The 23,376-nt window shown below is 67.7% G+C and carries 25 protein-coding genes and 3 pseudogenes; 11 read left to right on the forward strand and 17 right to left on the reverse strand.

The window, feature by feature from the left end; all coding sequences use genetic code 11:
• Positions 1–662: pseudogene (locus ACT4N3_RS11635) on the reverse strand (hypothetical protein); the annotation flags it as partial.
• A 113-nt stretch (positions 663–775) separates the two neighbouring features.
• Between ACT4N3_RS11635 and ACT4N3_RS11640 the strand changes: the two are divergent.
• Complete coding sequence (locus tag ACT4N3_RS11640; RefSeq protein ID WP_444855390.1) at positions 776–1,051, forward strand: hypothetical protein; 276 nt, start codon at positions 776–778, stop codon at positions 1,049–1,051.
• A gap of 51 nt (positions 1,052–1,102) precedes the next feature.
• Positions 1,103–2,311 (forward strand): aspartyl/asparaginyl beta-hydroxylase domain-containing protein, encoded by a 1,209-nt coding sequence (locus tag ACT4N3_RS11645; protein WP_444855391.1) that lies wholly within the window; start codon positions 1,103–1,105, stop codon positions 2,309–2,311.
• 9 nt (positions 2,312–2,320) lie between these two features.
• On the opposite strand, the gene clpB is transcribed toward ACT4N3_RS11645, so the two are convergent.
• Positions 2,321–4,897 (reverse strand): ATP-dependent chaperone ClpB, encoded by a 2,577-nt coding sequence (clpB, locus tag ACT4N3_RS11650; RefSeq protein ID WP_444855392.1) that lies wholly within the window; start codon positions 4,895–4,897, stop codon positions 2,321–2,323.
• A gap of 161 nt (positions 4,898–5,058) precedes the next feature.
• Between clpB and ACT4N3_RS11655 the strand changes: the two genes are divergently transcribed.
• A complete protein-coding gene (locus tag ACT4N3_RS11655; protein ID WP_444855393.1) occupies positions 5,059–7,962 on the forward strand; it encodes a M16 family metallopeptidase in 2,904 nt (967 codons plus the stop codon).
• A 10-nt stretch (positions 7,963–7,972) separates the two neighbouring features.
• Here ACT4N3_RS11655 and ACT4N3_RS11660 read toward each other — a convergent pair whose 3' ends face one another.
• Both ACT4N3_RS11660 and purE read right to left on the reverse strand, forming a co-directional pair.
• Entirely contained in the window at positions 7,973–9,058 is a 1,086-nt protein-coding gene (locus ACT4N3_RS11660; protein WP_444855394.1) for a 5-(carboxyamino)imidazole ribonucleotide synthase, read from the reverse strand.
• Positions 9,055–9,543, reverse strand: a complete 489-nt coding sequence (gene purE, locus ACT4N3_RS11665; RefSeq protein WP_444855395.1) for a 5-(carboxyamino)imidazole ribonucleotide mutase — start codon at positions 9,541–9,543, stop codon at positions 9,055–9,057. The genes ACT4N3_RS11660 and purE overlap by 4 nt, the downstream gene beginning before the upstream one ends.
• 108 nt (positions 9,544–9,651) lie before the next feature.
• Here purE and ACT4N3_RS11670 point away from each other — a divergent pair, with 108 nt between their 5' ends.
• A complete protein-coding gene (locus ACT4N3_RS11670; protein WP_444855396.1) occupies positions 9,652–10,245 on the forward strand; it encodes a GGDEF domain-containing protein in 594 nt (197 codons plus the stop codon).
• 87 nt (positions 10,246–10,332) lie between these two features.
• Here ACT4N3_RS11670 and gpmA read toward each other — a convergent pair whose 3' ends face one another.
• From gpmA to ACT4N3_RS11685, 3 genes are read right to left on the reverse strand one after another with little or no spacing between them, the layout of a single operon-like run.
• The gene (gene gpmA, locus ACT4N3_RS11675) at positions 10,333–11,019 is read right to left on the reverse strand and encodes a 2,3-diphosphoglycerate-dependent phosphoglycerate mutase (RefSeq protein WP_444855397.1); all 687 of its coding nucleotides are present in this window, start codon (positions 11,017–11,019) and stop codon (positions 10,333–10,335) included.
• On the reverse strand, positions 11,016–12,152 hold the full coding sequence (locus ACT4N3_RS11680; RefSeq protein WP_444855398.1) for a M14 family metallopeptidase: 1,137 nt from the start codon (positions 12,150–12,152) through the stop codon (positions 11,016–11,018). Before ACT4N3_RS11680 ends, gpmA begins: the two co-directional genes overlap by 4 nt.
• Before the next feature lie 27 nt (positions 12,153–12,179).
• On the reverse strand, positions 12,180–12,788 hold the full coding sequence (locus ACT4N3_RS11685) for a DUF4136 domain-containing protein (RefSeq protein ID WP_444855399.1): 609 nt from the start codon (positions 12,786–12,788) through the stop codon (positions 12,180–12,182).
• A gap of 82 nt (positions 12,789–12,870) precedes the next feature.
• Here ACT4N3_RS11685 and galE point away from each other — a divergent pair, with 82 nt between their 5' ends.
• Both galE and ACT4N3_RS11695 read left to right on the forward strand, forming a co-directional pair.
• The gene (galE, locus tag ACT4N3_RS11690) at positions 12,871–13,875 is read left to right on the forward strand and encodes a UDP-glucose 4-epimerase GalE (RefSeq protein ID WP_444855400.1); all 1,005 of its coding nucleotides are present in this window, start codon (positions 12,871–12,873) and stop codon (positions 13,873–13,875) included.
• 194 nt (positions 13,876–14,069) lie between these two features.
• Positions 14,070–14,270: a hypothetical protein gene (locus tag ACT4N3_RS11695; RefSeq protein WP_444855401.1), complete on the forward strand. Its 201-nt coding sequence runs from the start codon at positions 14,070–14,072 to the stop codon at positions 14,268–14,270.
• Here the strand turns inward: ACT4N3_RS11695 and ACT4N3_RS11700 are convergent.
• The gene (locus ACT4N3_RS11700) at positions 14,267–14,812 is read right to left on the reverse strand and encodes an Lrp/AsnC family transcriptional regulator (RefSeq protein ID WP_444855402.1); all 546 of its coding nucleotides are present in this window, start codon (positions 14,810–14,812) and stop codon (positions 14,267–14,269) included. The genes ACT4N3_RS11695 and ACT4N3_RS11700 overlap by 4 nt on opposite strands.
• A gap of 169 nt (positions 14,813–14,981) precedes the next feature.
• Between ACT4N3_RS11700 and ykgO the strand changes: the two genes are divergently transcribed.
• On the forward strand, positions 14,982–15,107 hold the full coding sequence (gene ykgO / locus ACT4N3_RS11705; protein ID WP_006833921.1) for a type B 50S ribosomal protein L36: 126 nt from the start codon (positions 14,982–14,984) through the stop codon (positions 15,105–15,107).
• A 6-nt stretch (positions 15,108–15,113) separates the two neighbouring features.
• Positions 15,114–15,722, forward strand: a complete 609-nt coding sequence (locus ACT4N3_RS11710) for an HAD family hydrolase (RefSeq protein ID WP_444855403.1) — start codon at positions 15,114–15,116, stop codon at positions 15,720–15,722.
• On the opposite strand, the gene pyk is transcribed toward ACT4N3_RS11710, so the two are convergent.
• On the reverse strand, positions 15,719–17,188 hold the full coding sequence (gene pyk / locus ACT4N3_RS11715; RefSeq protein WP_444855404.1) for a pyruvate kinase: 1,470 nt from the start codon (positions 17,186–17,188) through the stop codon (positions 15,719–15,721). The genes ACT4N3_RS11710 and pyk overlap by 4 nt on opposite strands.
• Before the next feature lie 88 nt (positions 17,189–17,276).
• Between pyk and ACT4N3_RS11720 the strand changes: the two genes are divergently transcribed.
• Both ACT4N3_RS11720 and ACT4N3_RS11725 read left to right on the forward strand, forming a co-directional pair.
• Entirely contained in the window at positions 17,277–17,519 is a 243-nt protein-coding gene (locus ACT4N3_RS11720; RefSeq protein ID WP_444855405.1) for a DUF2312 domain-containing protein, read from the forward strand.
• Between the two features lie 108 nt (positions 17,520–17,627).
• The gene (locus ACT4N3_RS11725) at positions 17,628–18,371 is read left to right on the forward strand and encodes a YebC/PmpR family DNA-binding transcriptional regulator (RefSeq protein ID WP_444855406.1); all 744 of its coding nucleotides are present in this window, start codon (positions 17,628–17,630) and stop codon (positions 18,369–18,371) included.
• Here ACT4N3_RS11725 and ACT4N3_RS11730 read toward each other — a convergent pair.
• A complete protein-coding gene (locus ACT4N3_RS11730) occupies positions 18,368–18,856 on the reverse strand; it encodes a hypothetical protein (RefSeq protein WP_444855407.1) in 489 nt (162 codons plus the stop codon). The two genes, ACT4N3_RS11725 and ACT4N3_RS11730, sit on opposite strands and share 4 nt — an antisense overlap.
• 245 nt (positions 18,857–19,101) lie before the next feature.
• On the opposite strand from ACT4N3_RS11730, the gene gspS2 reads away from it, so the two are divergent.
• The gene (gene gspS2 / locus ACT4N3_RS11735; RefSeq protein ID WP_444855408.1) at positions 19,102–19,689 is read left to right on the forward strand and encodes a type II secretion system pilot lipoprotein GspS-beta; all 588 of its coding nucleotides are present in this window, start codon (positions 19,102–19,104) and stop codon (positions 19,687–19,689) included.
• A 179-nt stretch (positions 19,690–19,868) separates the two neighbouring features.
• Here the strand turns inward: gspS2 and ACT4N3_RS11740 are convergent, their stop codons facing one another.
• The 7 genes and pseudogenes from ACT4N3_RS11740 to ACT4N3_RS11770 all read right to left on the reverse strand — a co-directional run.
• A complete protein-coding gene (locus tag ACT4N3_RS11740) occupies positions 19,869–20,726 on the reverse strand; it encodes a hypothetical protein (protein WP_444855409.1) in 858 nt (285 codons plus the stop codon).
• 360 nt (positions 20,727–21,086) lie between these two features.
• Positions 21,087–21,497: a hypothetical protein gene (locus ACT4N3_RS11745; protein WP_444855410.1), complete on the reverse strand. Its 411-nt coding sequence runs from the start codon at positions 21,495–21,497 to the stop codon at positions 21,087–21,089.
• The gene (locus tag ACT4N3_RS11750; protein WP_444855411.1) at positions 21,484–22,110 is read right to left on the reverse strand and encodes an HNH endonuclease; all 627 of its coding nucleotides are present in this window, start codon (positions 22,108–22,110) and stop codon (positions 21,484–21,486) included. Before ACT4N3_RS11750 ends, ACT4N3_RS11745 begins: the two co-directional genes overlap by 14 nt.
• A 102-nt stretch (positions 22,111–22,212) precedes the next feature.
• A pseudogene (locus tag ACT4N3_RS11755) lies at positions 22,213–22,425 on the reverse strand (acetyl-CoA C-acetyltransferase); the annotation flags it as partial.
• The gene (locus ACT4N3_RS11760) at positions 22,422–22,670 is read right to left on the reverse strand and encodes a BrnA antitoxin family protein (protein ID WP_444855412.1); all 249 of its coding nucleotides are present in this window, start codon (positions 22,668–22,670) and stop codon (positions 22,422–22,424) included. The gene ACT4N3_RS11760 and the pseudogene ACT4N3_RS11755, both read right to left, overlap by 4 nt.
• Positions 22,636–22,908 carry a BrnT family toxin gene (locus tag ACT4N3_RS11765; RefSeq protein ID WP_444855413.1) on the reverse strand — a complete coding sequence of 91 codons (273 nt, stop codon included), beginning with the start codon at positions 22,906–22,908 and terminating at the stop codon, positions 22,636–22,638. The genes ACT4N3_RS11760 and ACT4N3_RS11765 overlap by 35 nt, the downstream gene beginning before the upstream one ends.
• Positions 22,909–22,955: 47 nt before the next feature.
• A pseudogene (locus ACT4N3_RS11770) lies at positions 22,956–23,376 on the reverse strand (acetyl-CoA C-acetyltransferase); the annotation flags it as partial.

Raw genomic sequence — 23,376 nt, forward strand, 5'->3', positions numbered from 1 at the left:
AGGTCGGTCTGTCCCAGAATTTCCACCGGTGAAAAGCCGTAATCGAGCATCCCGTCCCGCGCCATCTTGACGAACAGCTCGCGTACCCAGAGTCGGCCCCACATCCCCTTCTTGGCAATCGATCCCAGATAGAGGCGCAGCGGCGCGTAGAGCAGCAGCGCCCGCGCCGCCGGGCGCATGGCGAGCATGGCCGGGGCGAAGGCGTTGACCAGGTTGGACGGCTTGATCACCACCGCCTCGCCTGGCGCGAACGGCCGCGCGAGCAAGGTGAGCGACCCGTCCAGGACCTCGGCGATCCGCGCCGGAGCGCCGCCCCGCCCCCGCCAGCCATGCAGATCGTTGAGGATCTGGGGCTCCTTCAGCCCCATAGCGACACCCTCGATATCGAACGCGCGCGCGAGCAAGGTCGAGCAGCAATAAGCGGAATGAAAGATGAAATGGACCGGCGCCGCGGGCGGCGCCTCGGCCATCGCCTCGGACCGCGAGACCACCTCTGGAGTCGTCGCGCCGGACAGATATTCGTCGGTCAGGAAGGTTGCCGCCCGGTGCATCTCGCGCGGCGCGCGGACGAACTGGATCGCGTCCCCGACGGCGTCGTATCGGTGCGGCAGCCAGTCTGGATCGCCGGCGATACGCTGCGCCCGCGGGTTTGCGCTGATCATGCCGCCTTGTGCCCGCCCCGCCGCGCCGGTTCAACCGGGGACGCCGCGACGCTTTTTCTGGCGCGGGGGAGGTGATATGCAACTTCGACAAGGACCCACAATCGCTCGAGAGAATGAACGATATGCGAAACCTTCAGCTCACCTTCGTTATGCTGGCCGCGGTCGTCTCCGGACCGGCGATGGCTCAATCGGGCGGTCGCGGCCCGGGTGCCGGCAACCCGAATGATCCCAACCGGCTGATCTGTCGCCGGATGCCGGAGACCGGCTCGCTCGCGGCAACTCGCCGCCAGTGCTACACCCGCGCCGAATGGGACCGGATCGCCGAATCGCAGCAATCGGGCGCCCAGCGCGTGATCGACGGGCTGACCACCCGACCCGGCGGCAACTGACGCGGGACGTGATCGCGCAGTCGCTTGCGTCCAACGCCTCCTCGGGTCGCCATGAATTCTGACACAGCCCTCGCCGACACGGCAAGCGCGATGGCGCTCAATGCCGAGGGGATGGCGGCGCTCGGCCGCGGCGCCTTCGCCGAGGCCGCCGATCTCTTCGCGCAGGCCGCCGCCGCCGATCCGCAGGCGCCGTCGCTTTGGATCAACCTCGCCACGGCGCACCGAGGGGCCGGCGACGACGAGGGCGAGCGCGCCGCGCTCAATCGCGTGCTCGAAATGGATCAGCGCCACCTTACCGCCAATATCCGGATGGCCGAGCTGCACGAACGGCTCGGCGAGGCCGGCAAGGCGAGCTTTCGCTGGTCCGGCGTGCTTGCCCTCGCCCAGGCGCTGCCGGATCGGCCGCTGGCGCTGGAGCAACTGCTCGATCATGCGCGCGATTATGCCGCGACGCAGGGCAAGGCGTTCGGCGAGGCGATCGACAGCGGTCTGGAAGCCGCCCGCGGCGGCGTACCACCGTCCGAGCGCCGCCGCTTCGACGCCTGCGTCGACACGATGCTGGGCCGGCGGCGGATTTATCACAGCCAGCCCGAAGGGCTGCATTTCCCGTTCCTGCCGGCGGACGAATTCTTCGATCGCAGCCACTTTCCCTGGCTCGATCAGCTGGAAGTGATGACCGGCGCCATTCGTGACGAGTTCGAAGCGCTTCGGGCCGAGGGCCTGAGCGACTTCTCGCCATATGTCGAGATGGAGGCGGGCGCTCCGCTCAACAAATGGACGGCGCTCGATCATTCGCTCGACTGGAGCGCGCTCCATCTGTGGCGGCATGGCGAGCGAATCGACACGTCCTGCGCTCGCTGCCCCGAAACCGCGGCGGCGATCGCGGCGATGCCGCTCGCGCACGTACCGCGGCGCATGCCGACCGCCTTCTTCTCGGTCCTCAAGCCGCGCACGCACCTGCCCGCCCATGAGGGGGTCAGCAACGCGCGCGCGATCATCCATCTGCCGCTGATCGTCCCGCCCGGCTGTCGCTTCCGCGTCGGCGGCGAGACCCGCGAATGGCGGGCCGGCGAGGCCTGGGCGTTCGACGACACGATCGAGCACGAGGCCTGGAACGACAGCGACCAGCTGCGCGCGATCCTGATCTTCGACACCTGGAACCCGCACCTCAGCGCGGCGGAGCGCCGCCTGCTCACCGCCTTCTTCGCGGCGACCGACGCGAGCGGCCTCGATCCGGCGGCGAGCGCGATCGGCGACTGATGCCGCGCGCTAGGCCGGCGACAATGCCAGCGCGCCTTCGCCTTCCTCGACCTGGACCGTCTGGCCATCGCGAATGTCGCCCTTGAGGATCGCGTCGGCGAGCGGGTCCTGGAGATATTTCTGCACCGCGCGCTTGAGCGGCCGGGCGCCGTAGACCGGGTCGTAGCCGACCCGGCCGAGCCAGGCGCGGGCCGCGTCGCTCAATTCCAGCACGATCTTGCGGTCCCTGAGCAACGCCTGGACGCGGGCGACCTGGATGTCGACGATCGGCCCCATATGTTCCGCCGCCAGCCGGTGGAAGAGAATGATCTCGTCGAGCCGGTTCAGGAACTCGGGCCGGAAATGGCCGCGCACGATCTCCATCACCTGCGGCTCGACATCGGCGACCGACTGGCCGTCGGCGAGGCCGGTCAGGAACTGGCTACCAAGGTTCGAGGTCAGGATGATGATCGTGTTGGTGAAATCGGCGACGCGGCCCTGGCCGTCGGTCAGCCGGCCGTCGTCGAGCACCTGGAGCAGGATGTTGAAGACGTCGCCATGCGCTTTCTCGACCTCGTCGAACAGGACCACCTGATAGGGTCGCCGCCGCACCGCCTCGGTCAGCACGCCGCCTTCCTCATAGCCGACATAGCCGGGCGGCGCGCCGATCAGCCGGGCGACCGAGTGTTTTTCCATAAACTCGCTCATATCGATCCGGACCATCGCGTGCGGATCGTCGAACAGGAATTCGGCGAGCGCGCGGGTGAGCTCGGTCTTGCCGACGCCGGTCGGGCCCAAGAACAGGAACGAGCCCATCGGCCGGTTCGGGTCCTGCAGGCCGGCGCGGGCGCGGCGGATGGCGCGGCTCACCGCGGCGACAGCGTCCGCCTGGCCGATGACGCGCTTGCCGAGCTCGGTCTCCATCGCCAGCAGCTTGGCGCGCTCGCCCTCCAGCATCCGTTCCATCGGAATGCCGGTCCAGCGCGCGACCACCGATGCGATGTCCTCGGCGGTCACCTCCTCGCGCAGCATTGCGCTGCCACCGGCGCCGGCGGCCTCGGCAAGCTGCTTTTCAAGCGCCGGGATGCGGCCATATTGGAGCTCTCCGGCCTTGGCGAGATCGCCGGAGCGTTGCGCCTGCTCGAGCTCGAGACGGGCGGCGTCGAGCTGCTCCTTGATTTTCGCCTCGCCGGCGATCTTGTCCTTTTCGGCCTGCCAGCGCTGGGTAAGCGCGCCCGATTGCTCCTCCAGGCCCGCCAGCTCGCCCTCCAGCGCGGCGAGGCGGTCCCTCGACGCCTGGTCCTTTTCCTTCTTCAGCGCCTCGCGCTCGATCTTGAGCTGGATGATGCGCCGGTCGAGCGTCTCGATCTCCTCCGGCTTAGACTCCACTTCCATCCGGATGCGCGACGCCGCCTCGTCCATCAGGTCGATCGCCTTGTCCGGCAGGAAGCGGTCGGTGATGTAGCGGTTGGAGAGCGTGGCGGCGGCGACGAGGGCGCTGTCGGTGATCCTGACGCCATGGTGCAGCTCGTATTTCTCCTTGAGCCCGCGCAGGATCGAGATCGTGTCCTCGACACTCGGCTCGCCGATGAAGACCGGCTGGAAGCGCCGCTGCAGCGCCGGGTCCTTCTCCACGTGCTTGCGATACTCGTCGAGCGTCGTCGCGCCGATGCAGTGCAATTCGCCGCGGGCCAGAGCGGGCTTGAGCAGGTTCGAGGCGTCCATCGAGCCCTCGCCCTTGCCGGCCCCGATCAGCGTGTGCATCTCGTCGATGAAGAGGATGACCTCCCCGTCGGCGCCCTTCACCTCGTCGAGCACGCCCTTCAGCCGCTCCTCGAACTCGCCGCGATACTTCGCGCCGGCGATCAGGCTGCCCAGATCGAGCGACATCAGCCGACGATCCTTGAGGCTGTCGGGGACGTCGCCATTGGCGATCCTGAGCGCCAGCCCCTCGGCGATCGCAGTCTTGCCGACGCCGGGATCACCGATCAGCACCGGATTGTTCTTGGTCCGGCGGGCCAGTATCTGGACGGTGCGGCGGATTTCCTCGTCGCGGCCGATCACCGGATCGAGCTTGCCGTCGCGCGCCGCCTGGGTGAGGTCGCGGGCGAATTTCTTCAGGGCGTCGTAGCGGTCCTCGGCCCCGGCCGTGTCGGCGGTGCGGCCGCCGCGCAGTTCGTTGATCGCCCCATTCAGCGTGTCGGCCTTGAGGCCGGCATCGGACAGCGCCTTCTGCGCGTCGCTCTTGGCGATCAGCAAGGCGAGCAGCAGCCGCTCGACCGTGACATAGGAATCGCCCGCCTTCTGGGCGATCTGCTCGGCCTGGTCGAGGATGCGGATCGTCTCGCCGTCGAGCGCCGGCGCGGCGGTCGCGCCGGCGCCGGAGACGACCGGGATCTTCGCCAGCAATTCGTCGGTCTCGCGCCGCGCCGCCTCGGCGCTGCCGCCGGCCTTGGCGATCAGGCCCGCGGCCATGCCCTGCTCGTCCTCCAGCAGCGCCTTCAGCACATGCGCCGGCGCGATCCTTTGGTGGTTCATCCGCGCCGCCACGGTCTGCGCCGATTGCAGGAAGCCGCGCGCCCGATCGGTGAATTTCTCGAGGTTCATCTTGGTCGAAGCCCTGTTCGGTCTGCCTCGATGTAGTGCCCGCGTGGCGAGGCGCAATGGAGGGTGGAGCGGCGCTCTTTTCCTAAGGAGATAGCGTCAAGCGTATTGCATCGGCGGCACACTGGTTTAGGGTCCGCGGCCTGCATCATATGGGGACTCACATGCGCAAGCTTTTCGCCTTCGCCGCGCTCGCTTTGGGGATCGTCGCCGCGCCGCTGCCGGCCGCGGCCCAGACCGCCCGGCCGGCCGCGAGCAATGACGCGATTCAGCAATTGCTCGCCCGGGTGAACATCCCGCACGAGACCTTCACCCTGCCGAACGGGCTCCGGGTCATCGTCCACGAGGACCGCAAGGCGCCGGTCGTCGCGGTCAGCGTCTGGTACAATGTCGGCTCGAAGGACGAGCCGGCCGGGCGCACCGGCTTCGCCCATCTGTTCGAGCACATCATGTTCAACGGCTCGGAGAACGCGCCGGGCGAATATTTCGAGCATACGCGGGCGATCGGCGCGACCGACCTCAACGGCACCACCTGGTTCGACCGCACCAATTATTTCCAGACCGTGCCGCGGCCGGCGCTGGAGCGCGCGCTGTTCCTCGAAAGCGACCGCATGGGCCACCTGCTAGGCGCGCTGACCCAGGAGAATCTGACCAACCAGATCGGCGTCGTCCAGAACGAGAAGCGCCAGGGCGACAACGAGCCCTATGGCATGGTCGAATATGCCCAGCTCGAGGGCCTGTTCCCCGAAGGCCATCCCTATCGCCACTCGACGATCGGCTCGATGGCGGATCTCTCGGCCGCGACGCTCGATACGGCGCGGGCCTGGTTCCGCGAGAATTACGGGCCGAACAATGCGATCCTCGTCCTCGCCGGCGACATCAACGCGCGCGAGGCGCGGCCTTTGGTCGAGCGCTATTTCGGCCCGATCGCCCGCGGCCCGGTGAACCGGCCGGCCGAGGCGGCGGTGCCGACCCTGCCGGCCCGGGTCGACCGGCTGATGCACGATCGGGTGGCCAACACCCGGCTCCACCGCAACTGGGTGACGCCCGGCATCGGCGGCGCCGATACGGAGGCGCTCGAGGTCGCGGCGTCGGTCCTGGGCGGCCTCTCGAGCTCGCGGCTCGACAACCAGCTGGTGCGCGGCGAGCAGACGGCGGTCCGCGTCACCGCGGGCAACCAGGTCTTTCACCGGGTCAGCATGTTCGAGGTCAATGTCGACGTGCGACCCGGCCAGGACGCCGATGCGGTGTCGCGGCGGCTCGACGCGATCATCGCCGATTTTGTCCGCACCGGCCCGACCGAGGATGAGGTCCGCCGGGCGGTGATGCGCATCCTGTCGCAGCGGGTGCAGGGGCTGGAGCAGGTCGGCGGCTTCGGCGGCAAGGCGGTCGCGCTGGCCGAGGGCCTGCTCTACACCAACAACGCGAATTTCTATCGCGAGCGGCTGGCGCGGCTGGCGCGGCTGACCCCGGCGCAGGTGCGCGCGGCGATGCAGCGCTGGCTCAACCGGCCGGTGCTCGCGATCCGCGTCGACCCGGGCGAGCGCGAGCGCTACGAGGAAGCGCCCGGGACCCGCAGCCCCGGCGGCGCATCGCCGATCGTCGCGGCCAGCCAGCGGCCGCGTTACTATCGGCAGCCGGAAGAAGGTGAGCAGCCGCTTGCGCCGCTGCCGTTCCAGCGCCCGATGCCCGAGGTCGGCCCGGCGCCGGCGCTCGATTTCCCCGATGTCGAGCGGGCGCGGCTCTCGAACGGTGTCCAGGTCGTCTATGCGCGGCGCACCGCCGTCCCGGTGACCCGGATCGCGGTCGAGTTCGACGCCGGCATCGCCGCCGACCCCGCCGACCGGCTCGGCACCCAGGGGATGGTGCTGAACATGCTGGACGAAGGGACGACGAGTCTCAACTCCACCCAGATCGCCGAGGCGCAGGAGCGGCTGGGCGCGACGATCCAGACCAATGCCAACCTCGACCGGACCGCGGTGACGATGACGGCGATGACGCCGGCGCTCGGCGCGTCGCTCGATCTGCTCGCCGACATGATCCGCAACCCGGCCTTCGCGCCGGCCGAGATCGAGCGCATCCGCCAGCAGCGGCTCGCCCTGATCGCGGCGGAAATGACCCAGCCGCAGGCGATGGGCCTGCGCGCCTTGCCGGTCGTCATCTTCGGTCCGAACCATCCTTATGGGAAGCCGGGCACCGGCACCGGCGATCCGGCCGTGGTGCGCGCCCTGACCCGCGAGGACCTGATTCGGTTCCACCAAACCTGGCTCCGGCCGGACAATGCGACGATCTTCGCGGTCGGCGATCTGCCGCTCGCCCAGTTCGTCGCGCAGCTCGAAACCCGGTTCGGCAACTGGACGCCGCCCGCGGTGCCGCGCGGCACGAAGAACTTCAACGTGCCCATCCCCGCGGCCCGGCCGCGCATCGTGCTGATCAACCGGCCGCAATCGCCGCAGAGTGTGATCCTGGGGGCCCAGATTCTGGGCGTCGAGGGCACCCAGGACCTGCTCGATTTCACCGCCGCCAACGAGGTGCTGGGCAGCAACTTCCTCGCCCGGATCAACATGGAGCTGCGCGAGCGGCGCGGCTGGTCCTACGGCGCGCGGGGGGCTCCAACGCTCGTCGAGCATCAGGTGCCTTACATTATCACGGCGCCGGTGCAGACCAACCAGACCGGTCCGTCGATCACCGCGACGATGGAGATGGTCCGCGCCTTCCTCGGCGCGCAGGGCGTCCAGCCGAACGAGCTGACCCGGGTGATCGCCGGCAATACCGGCCAGCTTCCGGGGCAGTTCGAGACCTCGGCCGCAATCCTCACTGCGTTGCGCCAGAACGCGCTCTACCGCCGTCCCGACAATTATTGGGAGACGGTGGCCGGCCGCTACCGCGCGATGACCGCCCAGACGATGGACCAGGCGGCGCGGCGGCTGATCAATCCGGACAATTTCGTCTGGGTGGTGGTTGGCGACGCCGCCGTGATCCGGCCGCAGCTGGAGGCGCTCGGCCTGCCGATCGAGGAGATGACGCTGCAGGGCGCGCCGCAGGCGCCGGCTCGTCCGGCCCGATAAGCGGTTCCGATCAGGCGCGCTCGCGCGCCGCGCCGATCAGCCGCGTCACATGGCCCATCTTGCGACCGGGCCGGGCGTTCTTCTTGCCGTAGAGGTGGAGGAAGGCATCCGGCTCGCGCATCAGGTCGAGCCATTGGTCGACGTCGGCGCCGATCAGATTCTTCATCTCCACCCGCGGCGCGGTGCGGGCGGTGTCGCCGAGGGGCAGGCCGCAGATCGCGCGGACATGATTCTCGAACTGCGAGGTCACTGCCCCCTCGATCGTCCAGTGGCCGCTATTGTGGACGCGCGGCGCCAGCTCGTTGAACAGAGCCTGGTCGCTCACGCCAAAAAACTCGATCGCCAGCATGCCGACATGGTCGAGCGCGCCGGCGATGCGGCGGGCGAGCGTTTCGCCGGCGCGGATCGCCGCGTCGAGCGCCTCGCCGGCCGGCGCGATCGAACGGTCGAGGATGCCGTTCGCATGGATGTTGCGCGGCGCATCCCAGGTGACGATCTCGCCGTCGGCGCCGCGGCAGAGCAGGATCGAGAATTCGGCGTCGAATTCGACCATCGCCTCAAGGATCGCGGGCGCGCCCTTCAACGCCTTCCAGGCGGCAGCCGCGTCGCCGGCGCGCTCGATCCGCGCCTGCCCCTTGCCGTCATAGCCGAGGCGCCGCGTCTTCAGGATCGCCGGCGCGCCGATCTCGGCCAATGCCTGGTCGAGGTCGCCGCGGCTCGTCACCGCCAGGAAGGGCGTGGGCGCGCCACCCTGATCGCGGACGAATTGCTTCTCGATCAGGCGATCCTGCGCCACTTCGAGCGCGCGCAGCGGCGGATGAAGCGGGGCCGCCTCGGCGAGCGCGGCGAGCGCCCCGACCGGGATATTCTCGAACTCGTAGGTCGCGACATCGACCTCCGCGCCGAACCGGCGCAGCGCTTCGGCGTCGCCATAGTCGCCGCGGGTGAAACCGGCCGCCACTTCGGCCGCCGGCGGTGTAGCGTCGGGCGCGTAGACATGGCTTTTGTAGCCCAGCCGCGCCGCCGCTATGCTCAGCATCCGGCCAAGCTGGCCGCCACCGACGATGCCGATCGAGGCGCCGGGCGCGAGCCTCATTCCGGCGCGTCGCCGACCGACGCCGTCTGCGCCGCGCGCCAGGCCTCGAGCCGCCCGGCGAGCGCCGGATCGTGCGTAGCGAGGATCGCGGCGGCGAGCAGGCCGGCATTGGCGGCGCCGGCCTTGCCGATCGCCAGCGTCCCGACCGGCACGCCGGCCGGCATCTGCGCGATCGAGAGCAGGCTGTCGAGGCCGCCGAGCGTCTTGGATTCCACCGGTACGCCGAGCACCGGCAAACGGGTCATCGCCGCCGCCATGCCCGGCAGATGCGCCGCGCCGCCGGCGCCGGCGACGATCACCTCGAGGCCGCGACCGGCCGCTTTCGCCGCGTAGTCGTAGAGCCGCTTGGGTGTGCGGTGCGCGGAGACGACCCTGGTCTCATAGCGGATGCCGAGCGCGTCCAGCATCTCGGCGGTATGTCGCATCGTCGCCCAATCGGACCGGCTGCCCATGATGATGCCGACAAGAGGCGCTTCGTCCGCCATGCTGCTGCTCCGCCCCGCGAAGCGCCACCTCCTAGCCCGCCGCGCTTTCGCCCGCAATCGGCGTGGACGTAAGCGATGGGTTAACCTCGTCGCGCTAAGTGCCATCTTATGGGTATCCGCAAGACCGACGAGGTCGATCCCGCCGCCCGCGAGACCGTCGCGCGCCTCAAGGACGAAAATGCGCTGCTCCGCGCGGCGCTGGTTGAGGCGCGCGCGCAACTAGGCGAGGCGGAGGCCAATGCCGGCCGCGACCCGCTCACCACCCTGGTCGACGCGCGCCAGTTCCGGATCGAGCTGGAGCGGGTGCTGAGCCAGGCGGCGCGCCACGGCACGCCGGCCGCCTTGCTGTCGGTGGATATCGACGGTCTCAAGGCGATCAACGACGGCCATGGCCGGGTCGCGGGCGACGCGGCGCTGCGCCATGTCGCGCGGCTGCTGAAGAATCTGATCCGCTCCAGCGACACTGCGGCGCGGGCGGGCGACGGCGCCTTTTCGCTGCTGCTCGACCATCTCGACGCCGACAGCGCGCTCGACACCGCGGAGCGCATCGCCGGCTATGTCGCCGCCCACCCGCTCGATCTCGGCCATGCCGAAATCCGGATCGGAGTGACGATCAGCGCCGCCTCGATCATGCCTGGCGACACGGTCGAGGAGGTGCTCCGCCGGTCGGCGCGCAACCGCGAGCGCGTCAAGCAGTTCTGACGGCTCCCACCGGCCGTCACCCCAGCGAAGGCTGGGGTCCATTCTGACTCCGCATGGATGCCAGCTTTCACTGGCATGACGACTAGATCAGCGGTCCTTCAGATAATAACGATCGACCGCGTTCAGCGCGTCATCCAGCTCATAGACGATCGGCTCGCCGGTCGGGATTTCCAGGCCGGTGATCTCATCGTCCGGAATGGCGGACAGATGCTTGACCAGCGCGCGCAATGAATTGCCGTGCGCCGAGATCAACACCCGCTCGCCCTTGCGCAGCGCCGGCGCGATCCGCTCCTCCCAATAAGGCAAGACGCGCGCGATCGTGTCTTTCAGGCTCTCATGGTTCGGGATCGCGACGCCGGCATAGCGGCGGTCGTTGGCGAGATCGAATTCTCCGCCCGGCGCCATCGCCGGCGGCGAGATGTCAAAGGAGCGGCGCCAGACATGGACCTGCTCGGGCCCGTGCCGGGCGCGCATCTCGTCCTTGTCGAGCCCGGTGAGCCCGCCATAGTGACGCTCGTTCAATCGCCAGTGCTTCTCGACCGGCAGCCACAGCCGCCCCATCGCCTCCAGCGCGATGTGGAGCGTCTTGATCGCCCGGGTCTGGACCGAGGTGAAGCAGAGGTCGAAGTCATAGCCCTTCGCCGCGAGCAGCTCGCCGGCCAGCTTCGCCTCCTCCTCGCCCTTGGGGGTCAGGCCGACGTCCCACCAGCCGGTGAAGCGGTTCTCCAAATTCCAGGCCGACTGGCCGTGGCGGATCAGGACGAGCCTGGTCATTTGCCGCGATAGGCGCGCAGGTCCGGCAGGACGGCGTGCAGCGCGTCGAGACAGGCGCGGGCGAGCAGCCGGCAGCGCTCCGGCGACCAGCCGTGGAGAGGATCGGGCAGGTCCTCATTGTCCTTGAACGGCATTTCGAGCGTCATCGAGACGGCGGCGAACCGCTCGGCGAGCTGGGCGGTAGACATGGAGAGATTCGCCTTGCCCGGCGGCGGAACTTCATAGCCCTTGGCCGTCTGGAAGTCCGGCGTCACGCGGACCAGGGCCTTGCTGAACGCGTCGAACACCGCCTGCTGCTCGGCCCGGTGAGAGGGGATGCCCTCGAAGCCAGCGAGGAAATTGGCCGCGATCGCCTCGTCGCCGTGGATGTCCATCGCGAAATCGACGCCGGTCTTGTCCATCTCGGCGCGGACCAGGAAGACCTCCGGGCTCTTCTCGGGCGTCGGTGCGTGCCATTCGCGGTTGAGGTTCACGCCGGCGGCGTTGGTCCGGAGGTGACCGCGCCGCGACCCGTCCGGGTTCATGTTCGGGACGATGTGGAAGGTCGCCGCCTCGCGCAGCCGGCGGATCACCGGATCGGATTCGTCGAGCAGCCGCTCGATCGCGCCTTCCATCCACCATTCGGCCATCGTCTCGCCGGGATGCTGGCGGGCGTAGAGCCAGACCTGCAAGGGGCCGCCGCCCAGTTCCAGATAGTCGAGCTCCTGCCCGTCCAGCGTCTGGCCCAGCGAGCGATAGGCGATGCCGGGATAGGAAGCGAAGGCGGCGATCAGCTCGTGGTGCCGCTCCATCGTGTAGGGCGCGAAATAAGCGAACCAGACGCTGTCCGACGGCGGCGTGACGCTTATCGTCAGCACGCCGCCTTCATAGGAGGTGTCGACCCGCTCCCATTCCTCGCGGTCGAGCGACATGCAGGCGCGGTAATTCTCCCAGCCATGCGGATAAGCGGAGCCGGCGCAATTGAGGATGCGCAGCTCCAGCTTCTGCCCCTCGCCGCCAGTCAGGCGGAAGGAGAACCATTGGTAGAAATCGGAATTCTTGTCCTTGACGATCTCAAGGTCGATGCGCGCGCCGTCGATGGACACCACGCGGATATTGCCGCCGTCGAAGGCGCTGGAAATGGATAAGGTCATGGGGTCCTTGAAGCTTACAGGAGGAAATTAGCGGACCCTGATAGTGCGACCGGACTCGCCGGGAAAGTCCCGAAAAAGCGCCGCCGCGAGCCGATCGGCGGCGGCCTGCGGGCTGGCGAGCGGGCTGGTCTCGCGCGCCTCGGTGATCGCCCTGCCTTCCCAGGCCACCGAGCCGTCGGAGCGGCGCTGGATGCGGACTGAAAGCTCGCTCATCACGATCGGGCCGGAGCCGCCGACCGGGATCGTCGCGCCGACCCCGACGCCGACGCCGCTGCGATAGCCGCCGGTGCCGCCGCCGATGCCGATGCTGAGCCCCGATCCGCTGGAGGCGGCCCGACGGCCCTGACTCAGGCGGATGATGGCGACCTGCTCGGAGCGGGCGTTGCCGCGCGACACCGTCCAGCCCAGGCGGGTCAGCTCGCGCTCGACCGGCACCGCGAGCACGACCAGCTCCGGCGCGCCCATGTCGACCGCTTCGCCGCCTTCCACCCGGATCTCGCCGCGCGCGACCGGCTGGCCGAGATGGAAGCGGGTGACCGAGACGCCGGAGGCCGCGCCGCCGCCCATTTCCATCGCGCAGCCGGTCAGCGACGAGGCCGCGACGAGGGCGATCAGCAGGTTCGTGCTTTTTTTCATCATCCACCTCGTGCCGCGCGGGCGAAGGGTTATAGGGGCGCAACGAACTCTAGCGCCATTTCGCTGCATTGGAGAGATGGAATTGAGCGGAAATGATCGGCCGACGGTGCTGGTGACCGGCGGCGCGGGCTATATCGGCAGCCATGCGGTGCTGGCTTTGCTCGACGCGGGCTGGCCGGTGGTGGTGATCGACAATCTCAGCACCGGCTTTCGCTGGGCAGTCGACGCGCGGGCCACCCTCGTCGAGGGCGACATTGGCGATCAGGCGCTGGTCGGCCGGCTGATCGCCGAGCATGACATCGGTGCGATCATGCATTTCGCCGGCTCGATCATCGTCCCCGAGTCGGTCGAGCAGCCGCTCAAATATTATGAGAACAATACGGTGAAGAGCCGCGCGCTGATCGAGAGCGCGGTCGAGGGCGGCGTCCGGCACTTCATCTTCTCGTCCACCGCGGCGACTTACGGTGTTCCCGAAACCGTGCCGGTTCGGGAGGACATGCCGACGGTGCCGATCAACCCTTATGGCTGGTCGAAGCTGATGACCGAGCGGATGCTCGCCGATGCCGCCTTCGCTTATCCGGTCAACTATTGCGCGCTGCGCTATTTCAACGTCGCCGGCGCCGATCCGCAAGGGAGGACCGGTCAATCAACCAAAGGCGCGACCCACCTGATCAAGGTCGCGGTCGAGGCGGCGACGGGCAAGCGCGCCGGCGTCGATATATTCGGCACCGATTTCGCCACGCCGGACGGCACCGGCGTCCGCGATTACATCCATGTCGGCGACCTTGCCGCCGCCCATGTCGAGGCGCTGGCCTTGCTCGTCGCCCGGCCGGATGAGAGCCATGTGATGAACTGCGGCTATGGCCGCGGCTTCTCGGTGCTCGAAGTGCTCGACAGCGTCGACCGGGTGACCAACATGCGGATCGAGCGCCGGCTGGCGCCGCGCCGAGCCGGCGATCCGCCCGCGCTCGTCGCGGACAACAATCTCATCCTCGCTACCCTGCCGTGGCGGCCGGCGCGCGCCGATCTCGACACGATCGTCGCCGATGCGCTCGCCTGGGAGCGCAGGCTCGCCGAGCGCGGCTGAGTCGCCGGAGAATTTTCACCTATCGCCGGGCGCTGCGGCGCAACATTCGTATCGGGGTCCGGCATCGCGGTAGTGCCATCGTGCAAACTTGGCCATCGCCTCGCGTCGTCGTTGCGCGAAGTGGGCGAGCGCGTCATTTCCGCAGGGTCTTTTCCACGAAATTGGGGGTCGAGCCGATGCGGAAATTGGGACTCATGGCAGCCGGAGTCGCATTGACGACTTTGGCCGCCTGCGGTGGTGGGACGAAGGCCGGCAACAACGTCGCCACCTCGAACGACATCTATGTGGACGATTTGGGCAACGATCTGCTCGGCAATGACGTGTTGCTCAATGCTTCGTCGGGCAACGCCAGCACCAACGCCGCAACGACCAACACGGCCGGCAACCGGCTCTAGCGCTCTCTTTCGCCGCCGAAGTCTCCCTGGGTTGAAGCGGTACCCTCGCCCCCGGCTCCTCGCGCCGGGGGCGATTTTTTGGTGGGCTCGGGCGGGATGGGATAAGCGGTGGTGAACTTCACCCGCTCCATCGCGAAGCGGGAGGTGACGTTCTTGCAGGGGATGGCGGCGATCAGCCGGCGGTAGAAATCGTCATAGTCGGCCATCGATCCGACCGCGACGCGCAGCAGATAATCGACGTCGCCGGCCATCCGATAGACCTCCATCACTTCCGGCAGTTCGGCGACCATCTGGGCGAAACGCGCCAGCCATTCGGGGCTGTGATCGGTCGCCTCGATCTCGACGAAGACGGAGAGGCCGAGGCCGACTGCCTCCGGATCGACCAAGGCCACCCGCCGCGCAATCACGCCGCTTTGCTCCAGCCGCTGGATGCGACGCCAGCAGGGCGTCTGCGACAGGTTCACCCGTGCCGCGACCTCGGCGACGGGGAGCGAGGCGTCGTCCTGCAGGATGGCGAGAATCTTGCGGTCGGTGCGGTCCATAGGGCTTCCCGTAGAAGAATCTTCTCATTAGGTGACCTCCAGAGCCACCTCGCGCAAGCCGGTTTTACGCCGCGCTTCGACCGGCCACGCGCTTGACTTGGCGGGGCCTACCCTCTAGGGCGGCGCCTCCTTTTCCGACAGAATCAGCTTTTGAGACGGGCCTCCCGCCATGAAGATCCGCAATTCGCTCAAGTCCCTGAAGTCGCGCCATCGCGACTGCCGCGTGATCCGCCGCAGGGGCCGCACCTACGTCATCAACAAGACCAACCGCCGCTTCAAGGCGCGCCAGGGCTAAGCCCGCGTGACCGCGACCGCCGTCGTCTTCGACGTCGGCAACGTCCTCTACGGCTGGGATCCCGAGGCGTTTCTGGTTCGCCAGATCGCCGATGACGATGCGCGCCTGAGGTTCATCGAGGACACAGATCTCTACGCCTGGCACGAGACGCTCGACGGCGGGCGGCCTTATGCCGAGGCGGCGGCGGAGCTGAACGAGAAATTCCCGCAATATGCGGCTTTGATCGCGGCGTGGAGCGAGCGCTTCGGCGAGACGATCAGCGGGCCGGTGCCGGGCACGCACGAGATCGTGGCGGAGCTGGACGGGCGCGGCGTGCCGCTCTTCGCGATCACCAATTTCTCGGCCGATTTCTGGCCGCCCTTCCATGCGCGGGAGAAGGCGTTCTTCGACCGCTTCCGCGACATCGTCGTGTCGGGCGAGGTGAAGCTGCTGAAGCCCGACGCGGCGATCTACTATCTCGCGCTCGACCGGTTCGGCCTGCGGCCCGATCAGGCGCTGCTGATCGACGACCGGGCGATCAATGTCGAGGGCGCCGAGGCGGTGGGGATGAAGGCGCATCTGTTCACCACCGCCGAGGATCTGCGCGCGCGGCTGGTCGCGGAAGGGCTGCTCTAGGACCGGTTGAGCTCGTCGCCGACGAGGCGGGCAACGTGGACGACGTTGGTCGAGCCGGGGATGCCGAAGGGGACGCCCGCGGTCACGATCACCCGATCGCCGGCCGCCGCGACGCGGTGCCGCAAGGTCATCCGCTTCGCCTTGCCGAGCATCTCCTCGAAGCTGTGCACGTCGCGGGTGCGCACCGCATGCGCGCCCCAGAGCAGGCCGAGCGCGCGGGCGGTGCGCAGGCTTGGGGTCAGAACGAGCAAAGGCACGGCCGGCCGCTCGCGCGCCACCCGGCGGGCGGTCGATCCCGAGCTGGTGAAGCAGACGATCGCCGCGCCCCCGACGGTGCGAACCATGTCGGCCGAGGCCTTGGCGATCGCATCGTTGGTGGTCGCGTCCGGCAGCGTCTCGGTGAAGTGGACGCGGGCATGATAGGTCGGGTCGCTTTCCGCCTCGATCGCGATCCGGTCCATCATCTCGACCGCCTCGCGCGGATACTGGCCGGCGGCGCTCTCGGCCGAGAGCATGATCGCGTCGGCGCCGTCATAGACCGCGGTCGCGACGTCGGAGACCTCGGCCCGGGTCGGCGAAGGGCTGGCGATCATCGATTCGAGCATCTGCGTGGCGACGACGACCGGCTTGCCGAGGCGACGGGCGGCCTCGACGATACGCTTCTGCAGCGGCGGCACGGCCTGGGGCGGCAGCTCGACGCCAAGGTCGCCGCGCGCGACCATCACGGCGTCGGCGAGCTCCAATATGTCGGCGAGCCGGTCGATCGCCGCCGGCTTCTCGATCTTGGCGAGCACGCCCGCCTTGCCGCCGATCAGCCGCTTCGCCTCGGCGACATCCTCCGGCCGCTGGACGAAGGACAAGGCGATCCACTCGACCCCCTGGTCGAGCGCGAAGGCGAGGTCCGCCCGGTCCTTGTCGGTCAGGGCGGCGAGCGGCAGCACCGCGTCGGGGACGTTGAGGCCCTTGTTGTCCGAGATCGTGCCACCATTCGCGGCTTCGGCAGTGATCCGCTTCGGCTCCACGTCCAAAACCCGGAAGACCAGTTTCCCGTCGTCGACCAGGAGACGCGTGCCGGGCGTTACCGCGGCGAAAATCTCCGGGTGCGGCATGGTGACGCGGGTGGCATCGCCCAGCTTCTCGTCGCGGTCGAAGACGAAAAGCTGGCCGGCCTCGATCACGGCCTTGCCATGCTTGAAGCGGCCCACCCGGAGCTTCGGCCCTTGAAGATCGGCGACGATCGTCGACGGGCGGCCGAGCACGGCTTCGAGCGCGCGCACCGTCTCGATCCGCCGGGCATGATCGGCATGGGCGCCGTGGCTCATGTTGATCCGGAAGGCGTCCGCGCCCGCCTCGGCCAAGGCCCGGATCATCTCCGGCGAATCGCTGGCGGGCCCCAATGTCGCGAGGATGCGGACCTTGCGGTCGCGCGGCGCGGCGAAAACGGCGGGCAGGGAGGCTTTGGCCATGGCGAGCGCCATAACCGCTGACCGCCCGGTTGCAACCGGCTTGAGGGAACCCTAGAGCCACCGCCTCAACCCATTTGTGGAGCATGTGGTGGCGGAAGGAAGCGTCGCGGCCGACGAATTGCGGCTGCTGGTCGAGCGGATCGAACGGCTCGAGGAAGAGAAGAAGGGCATCGCCGACGATGTCCGCGATGTTTACGCAGAGGCGAAGGCGCGCGGCTACGACACCAAGACGATGCGCGCGATCGTCCGCCTGAGGAAGATGGAGACCCATCAGCGCCAGGAAATGGACGCGCTGCTGGAGACCTATCGCGCCGCATTGGGGCTGGCGTAACAGCTCGTCATTGCGAGCGGAGCGAAGCAATCCAGCCTCGTGATCCGCCGCCCTAACTGGATTGCTTCGTCGCTGCGCTCCTCGCAATGACGAAATCGGGAATAAGCCATGGCCGGCCACAGCAAGTTCAAGAACATCATGTATCGCAAGGGCGCGCAGGACAAGAAGCGCTCGGCGATGTTCTCCAAATTGAGCCGCGAGATCACGGTCGCGGCGAAGATGGGCCTGCCCGATCCCGACGCGAACCCGCGCCTTCGGGCGGCGGTGCTGGCGGCGCGCGCGCAATCCATGCCCAAGGACAATATCCAGCGCTCGATCGACAAGGCGATCGGCGGCGACGCGGAGACCTATGAGGAAGTCCGCTACGAGGGCTTCGGGCCGGGCGGGGTGGCGATCATCGCCGAGGCGCTGACCGACAACCGCAACCGCACCGCGACCAACGTCCGCACCGCTTTCTCCAAGAATGGCGGTAATCTCGGCGCCGGCGGCTCGGTCAGTCACGGCTTCGACCGGATGGGGCTGATCTCCTATCCGGCCAGCGCCGGCGATGCCGACACGGTGTTCGAGGCGGCGCTGGAGGCGGGGGCGGAGGATGTCGAGAGCGCCGAGGAGGGGCACGACATCTGGACCGCGGTCGACGGGCTGCACGAGGTGGCGAAGGCACTGGAAGCCGCGCTTGGCGAGCCGGAGGGCGTGAAGCTCGCCTGGCGGCCGCAGAACAGCATCGAGGTCGGCGAGGAGGATGCGGGGACGCTGCTGAAGCTGATCGACGCGCTCGAGGAGGATGACGACGTCCAGAGCGTGTGGGGCAATTACGAGGTGCCCGACGCGGTGATGGAGAAGCTCGGCTAAACGCCGCCGCGCGCGAAATGCTCCAGCAGCGGATAGAGTGCCGCCTGCTCCGCCGCGATCCGCGCCCTCATCGATCGGCGCACCAGGAGGGACGCGGCGCAATAGCCCGCCCAGTCGGCCGAAACATTGGCGGTCGGCCAGGCGTGGATATGGGCGGCGGTCTCGCGGAGCCGGGACGCCTCGTCGCGCCGCAGCCGCTCGATCGCCTCGGCCTCGACCGGGGGCGCGACGGGCAGCAGCTCCGCGCAGGCGGCAGAGGTCAGCTGCCGGCGCTTGCGGCTGGCGAGGCTTAGCCGCCAGCGCGCGCCGGGATAGCGGCCGGCGTCGGGCTCGGGATGCGACGTCAGCGCCTCCAGGCCCCCGAGCGCCCCCAGCAGATCCTGGTGCGCCAGCCGGAGGTCCGCCAGCAGCGCCGCGGCGCGCTCCGGCGGCAGGCAGGCGGGGGCGTCGGCCGCCGCGGCGAATGAATGTGCTGTGTTTCCCATGGCTTCTTCCGTGCCGAAGACTCATCGAAGCCTGCGCCACCGAGGTTGAAAATTGGTTATCCGGAGCGCGCATGTTTCACCGGCGTATCGACCGGCTTTGCCAGGCGGCGAGGGGCGAAGCCCGCCCGTAGCGTCGACCAATCAAGCATCGGAACCGAAACCCTTCGGCGCCGCTCAGGATAAACTTCAACACACTTTTCTTCCTGACAATTCTGTGGCTTATTCGCCGTTGGGGGAGAAGGGGCATGCGGGGCATAAAGCTGGCGGTCGTCATCATCCTGGCGGGGACGAGCGGTGTGGCCGCGGCCCAGGCCGATGCGCCGAACGAGGACATGCGTAATATCGTCGAAGGCTGCATCCCACCGGCCCAGCGGGCCGGGCCGATGGACGCTCTCTCCCCGGCCGCGCGGAGCGCGATGCTGAGCTGCCTCGCGCGGGAATCGGCGCGGCTGTTGAGCGGCCAGCTGCCGCTCCGCATCGACGAGATCACGATCCTGCGCTCGGTCGCCGCCGACGGGCCGCAGCTCACCTACCTCAACGATGTCGAGGTCGACGCCGCCGGGCTGACCGAAGCCGAGAGCGAAGCGTTGATCGAAACGACGCGCGCCACTGTCTGCAGCCAGCCGGTGATGCGCGCCGCGATCTCGGCCGGCTCCTCCTATCGCTACATCTGGTTCGACCGGACCGGCGCCGAGTTCAACCGGATGACGATCGAGCGCTGCGCCGGCGACGCCGACGAGGACGCGGATAGGGCGGCGCTGGATGAGGGGCCGGAGGAGACGCCGCCGGTCACGATCGCGCGGCATTTCACGGTTGCAAGTTCGGAGGGATAGGGTCCGGCACGGCACCGTGACGAGGTCGATCGCGCCCCCGGCGCGATCTGCGGGATGCGGGGCATCCCGACCCTTGCCACTGCTGTGCGGTGGCCTGCGGCCGAACTTCGTTTCGGTCGGGTTCGCTTTGCGACCCGCCGGCCGGCCTGGCCCGACTCCGTGAATAGCCTCCGCGCTGTTCACGGGCGCGCCGGGCCGGAAGTTTCGGAAGTTTCAGCTTCCATGGGAGAAAAAAGTTTGGCGTCATCGCCGCCGTCGAAGCCGAAATAACGGTCCCGGCGCTGGCGGTTGTGATCAAGGCGCTCGAGGCGCTCCTCCTCCTCGTCGCCGTCGATCACCGCCTGCTCGGCCGGGCTCAAGGCGCGCTTGTAGCCATATTCGCCGGGCTCGCCTTCCTCCTCGCCGTCGAAGCCGGCGGGCGGCGGGAAGCCGGTCCAACGGCCATCCTCGTCCTCCCACACCTCGTCGCCTCTGAACTCGTTCGGCTCCGGCGCCGGCGGCGGGCCCTGCTCGACCTCCTCCATCAGCCCCTCCCAGTTCGCCGCGGCGCGGAGCGCGGGCCCCGGATCGATCAGATGATCGACCTTGCCGAGCAGCCAGATGAGCAGGCGATTGTCGTAGACCCGCTCCTCGCCCTTCAACTCGCCATGATAGAAATGCTGCTTGATCGTGCCCTCGATCGCCCGCTCGAAGGCGATCGAGCGGAGCCGCCGGGCGCCGTGGCGGATCGCGGCGTCGCAGGCGAGATCGAAGCTCCGGGCGTCGGCGCGGCGGCGGACCCGGGCGATCGCCTGCTCCGACACGCCGACCCGCGCCGCCGCCTCGCGCGCCAGCCCGGTATCGGCCAGCGCCTCGACATATTCGCGCTGCTTCGCCGGGGTCAGGCCGTCGGCGCGGTAGCGCAGCGGGACGGGATCGAAGGGGAGCCCTTCGACGTCGCTCAGGACAGGTGCGTCGCTGTTGTTGGGAAGCGAGGCGGGCTCATCGGCCGCAACCTCGGCGGGCGCGTCGAACGACGCGAATCGGTTCTCTGCCATTTGGCATTATGAACCATGTTGGTGGCAATGTAGGAAAGCCCTTTCAACTTTTGAGGGAAGGGCGCCTCGTCCTAATTCGGAGCGCGAGTTCCTGGACCTGCATACCAAGATCGTCGGAATCGAGGCTGCCTAGCTCCACTGCTTTCGATCGTACCAGGAACTCTTGAGTTTCGGCCTCTCGTTGCGAGAGCATTACGACGTCAGCGTTTGGAATAGCTTTGAGTATCTCGTTCTTGCATTCGATCGCGAATTGGCAGGATGGCTTATCCGTCGTTTGATGCAGCAGTAGCAAATCGAGATCGCTCGGCCGGTTTCCATCGGCAAAGAAAGAGCCGAACCCGTAGACTTTCAGGCTCGGGCTCACAGCAATCCGCGCTTCCGCAGGCGCTCCTGATCCCAGTCGCTGAGATAGGTCCAAAAATCTCGGCGATTGAGCGCAGCCATGAAGTCGCGAATGTCGAATAGTCCCACGCGGTCTCGCCGACATTCCGCCTTCGCGTCCACCGTGTAGCCGCACCAATTTGACGAAATGATGATCGCGTCCAACCTGCCGAGGTTGGACGTAGTCTCAAGATACTCAGCGGCACCAAACGAATAGCATTCACAAACGAACACTTCGAGCACCGAGCCGTCCGTCTTGGTAAGCCGGTATCGGCCGTCCCCTAAGTTCTCTAGATTGCGCACTCGGTTGTGCGATCTCATGCGCTGTTCAAAAAAATCGAAGTGGCCATAATAGCTTGGCCAGGGGAAATACTCGCTATGTGCCGGCATTCAGCGCCTCTTCGACCAACGTTGCGAACGAGGAAGGGAACCGGGCCACGCCATCATAGGAAATCTCGTCGTCCACCCACCGTTCATAGCTTCGAGAATGAAGCTGAAAAGCGGCAACAGCCTCCTGACCTTCGGGCGCGAACACTAGGGGGTGGCGCCGCAGAATCTCACTGATGCGCCGGTTGTTCGGCACGATGGTGCTCAGGCGTTCTGACCGCCAAACTGCGTAGGCGGCATCATTGTGTGGGTTCTCACGGGCGAATTCGGACAGCGGGCCGTACGTGAGCCACGTCTGCCGGTTTTCCGCGAGCAGCGGTGCAATTTGGCTTGCGATTGCGCGCTTGTTCACCTCAGGCTCGTCGTTCAGCCTGACACGGACGAATGCTTCATGCTCAGCTTTGGCTTCGTGGAGCCACTTAACTGGATATCTCGCCTCATTCTCACGCCGGTCAATCAAACGGTGATGGGTCGGGCACAAAAGCACCAAGTTCTCGTAGTCATCACGCTGTTGCTGCGTTTGGTTCGGATCATAGCGATTAGCACCTGGTCGATCACCGCAAATGTGGGCCATCTCGCCCAAGATGTAGGGCGCGAATTCGCCGGCCTCGCTCATCGTCAGTCGTTCACGGCAGCCAGGGAACGCGCACAATCCTGCTGCAGCTGACCATAGAAGCTTGATCGATCTTTGCGTGATCGGCATCGATATCGCTGCCGATCAGTCCACCAACTCCACCGCCACCGCCGTCGCCTCTCCGCCGCCGATGCAGAGGCTCGCGACGCCCTTTTTGCCGCCATGCGTCTCCAGCGCGCTCAGCAACGTCGCCATCACCCGGGCGCCCGACGCGCCGATCGGGTGACCGAGCGCCGTCGCGCCGCCGTGGACGTTGATCTTGTCGTGGGGGAGATTGCGCATCGCGATCATTCCTACAGGCCCGCCGCCTTGCGCAGCGCCTCGTTCAGCCGGGTCTGCCAGCCCGGCCCCGAGGCGCGGTAATGGTCGAGCACCGCTTGATCGAGGCGCAGCGAGACGAGGCGCTTGGCCGAGCCGCGCGGGCGGCCGCGGCGGATGACCTTGTCGCCGATGCGAAGCTCGGCCCGCTCAAACCACTCGTCGTCGAGCTCGGGGGCATCGTCGGGGTCAACCCAGCTGCTCTCGGTATCTTTTCCGTTCACGTTCGTTCGCCTTCCGCATTGAGATGATGTGGCGGCGCTCGCCACGCGGAGTCCAGACCACGATCACCATCCGCTCGCCGAGATAGCCCACCGTGGTGAAGCGCTCCTCGCCATAATCGAAGCGGTCATCGGGATTCTCCACCAGCGGTCCGGCGAACACCTGCTCCGCGTCGGCGAAATCGAGGCCGCGCTCGGCGAGAGTGCGGTTTCGCTTGGCGGGATCGAAGCTGATCGCCATGAATTTATGTAGCTACAAGAATGGGCGGCGTCAAGCGGGTGCTTCGCTCAGTCGACCAGCTCCACCGCCACCGCCGTCGCTTCGCCGCCGCCGATGCAGAGGCTAGCGACGCCCTTCTTGCCGCCATGGGTTTCGAGGGCGCTGAGGAGCGTCGCCATCACCCGCGCGCCCGACGCGCCGATCGGGTGGCCCAGCGCCGTGGCTCCCCCATGCACGTTGATCTTCTCATGCGGGATGCCGAGGTCGCGCATCGCGATCATCGCGACGCAGGCGAAGGCCTCGTTGACTTCGTAGAGATCGACCTCGGCCGCGTCCCAGCCGGCCTGCTCCAGCGCCTTTTGCATCGCGGCGACCGGGGCGGTGGTGAATTTGGCCGGCTCGTGCGCATGCGCGGCGTGGGCGACGATGCGGGCGACGGGCTTGAGGCCGAGGCGGTCCGCGACGCTCTGGCGGGTAATGACCATCGCG

The organism is Sphingosinicella sp., assembly GCF_052388015.1.
Lineage (GTDB): Bacteria > Pseudomonadota > Alphaproteobacteria > Sphingomonadales > Sphingomonadaceae > Allosphingosinicella.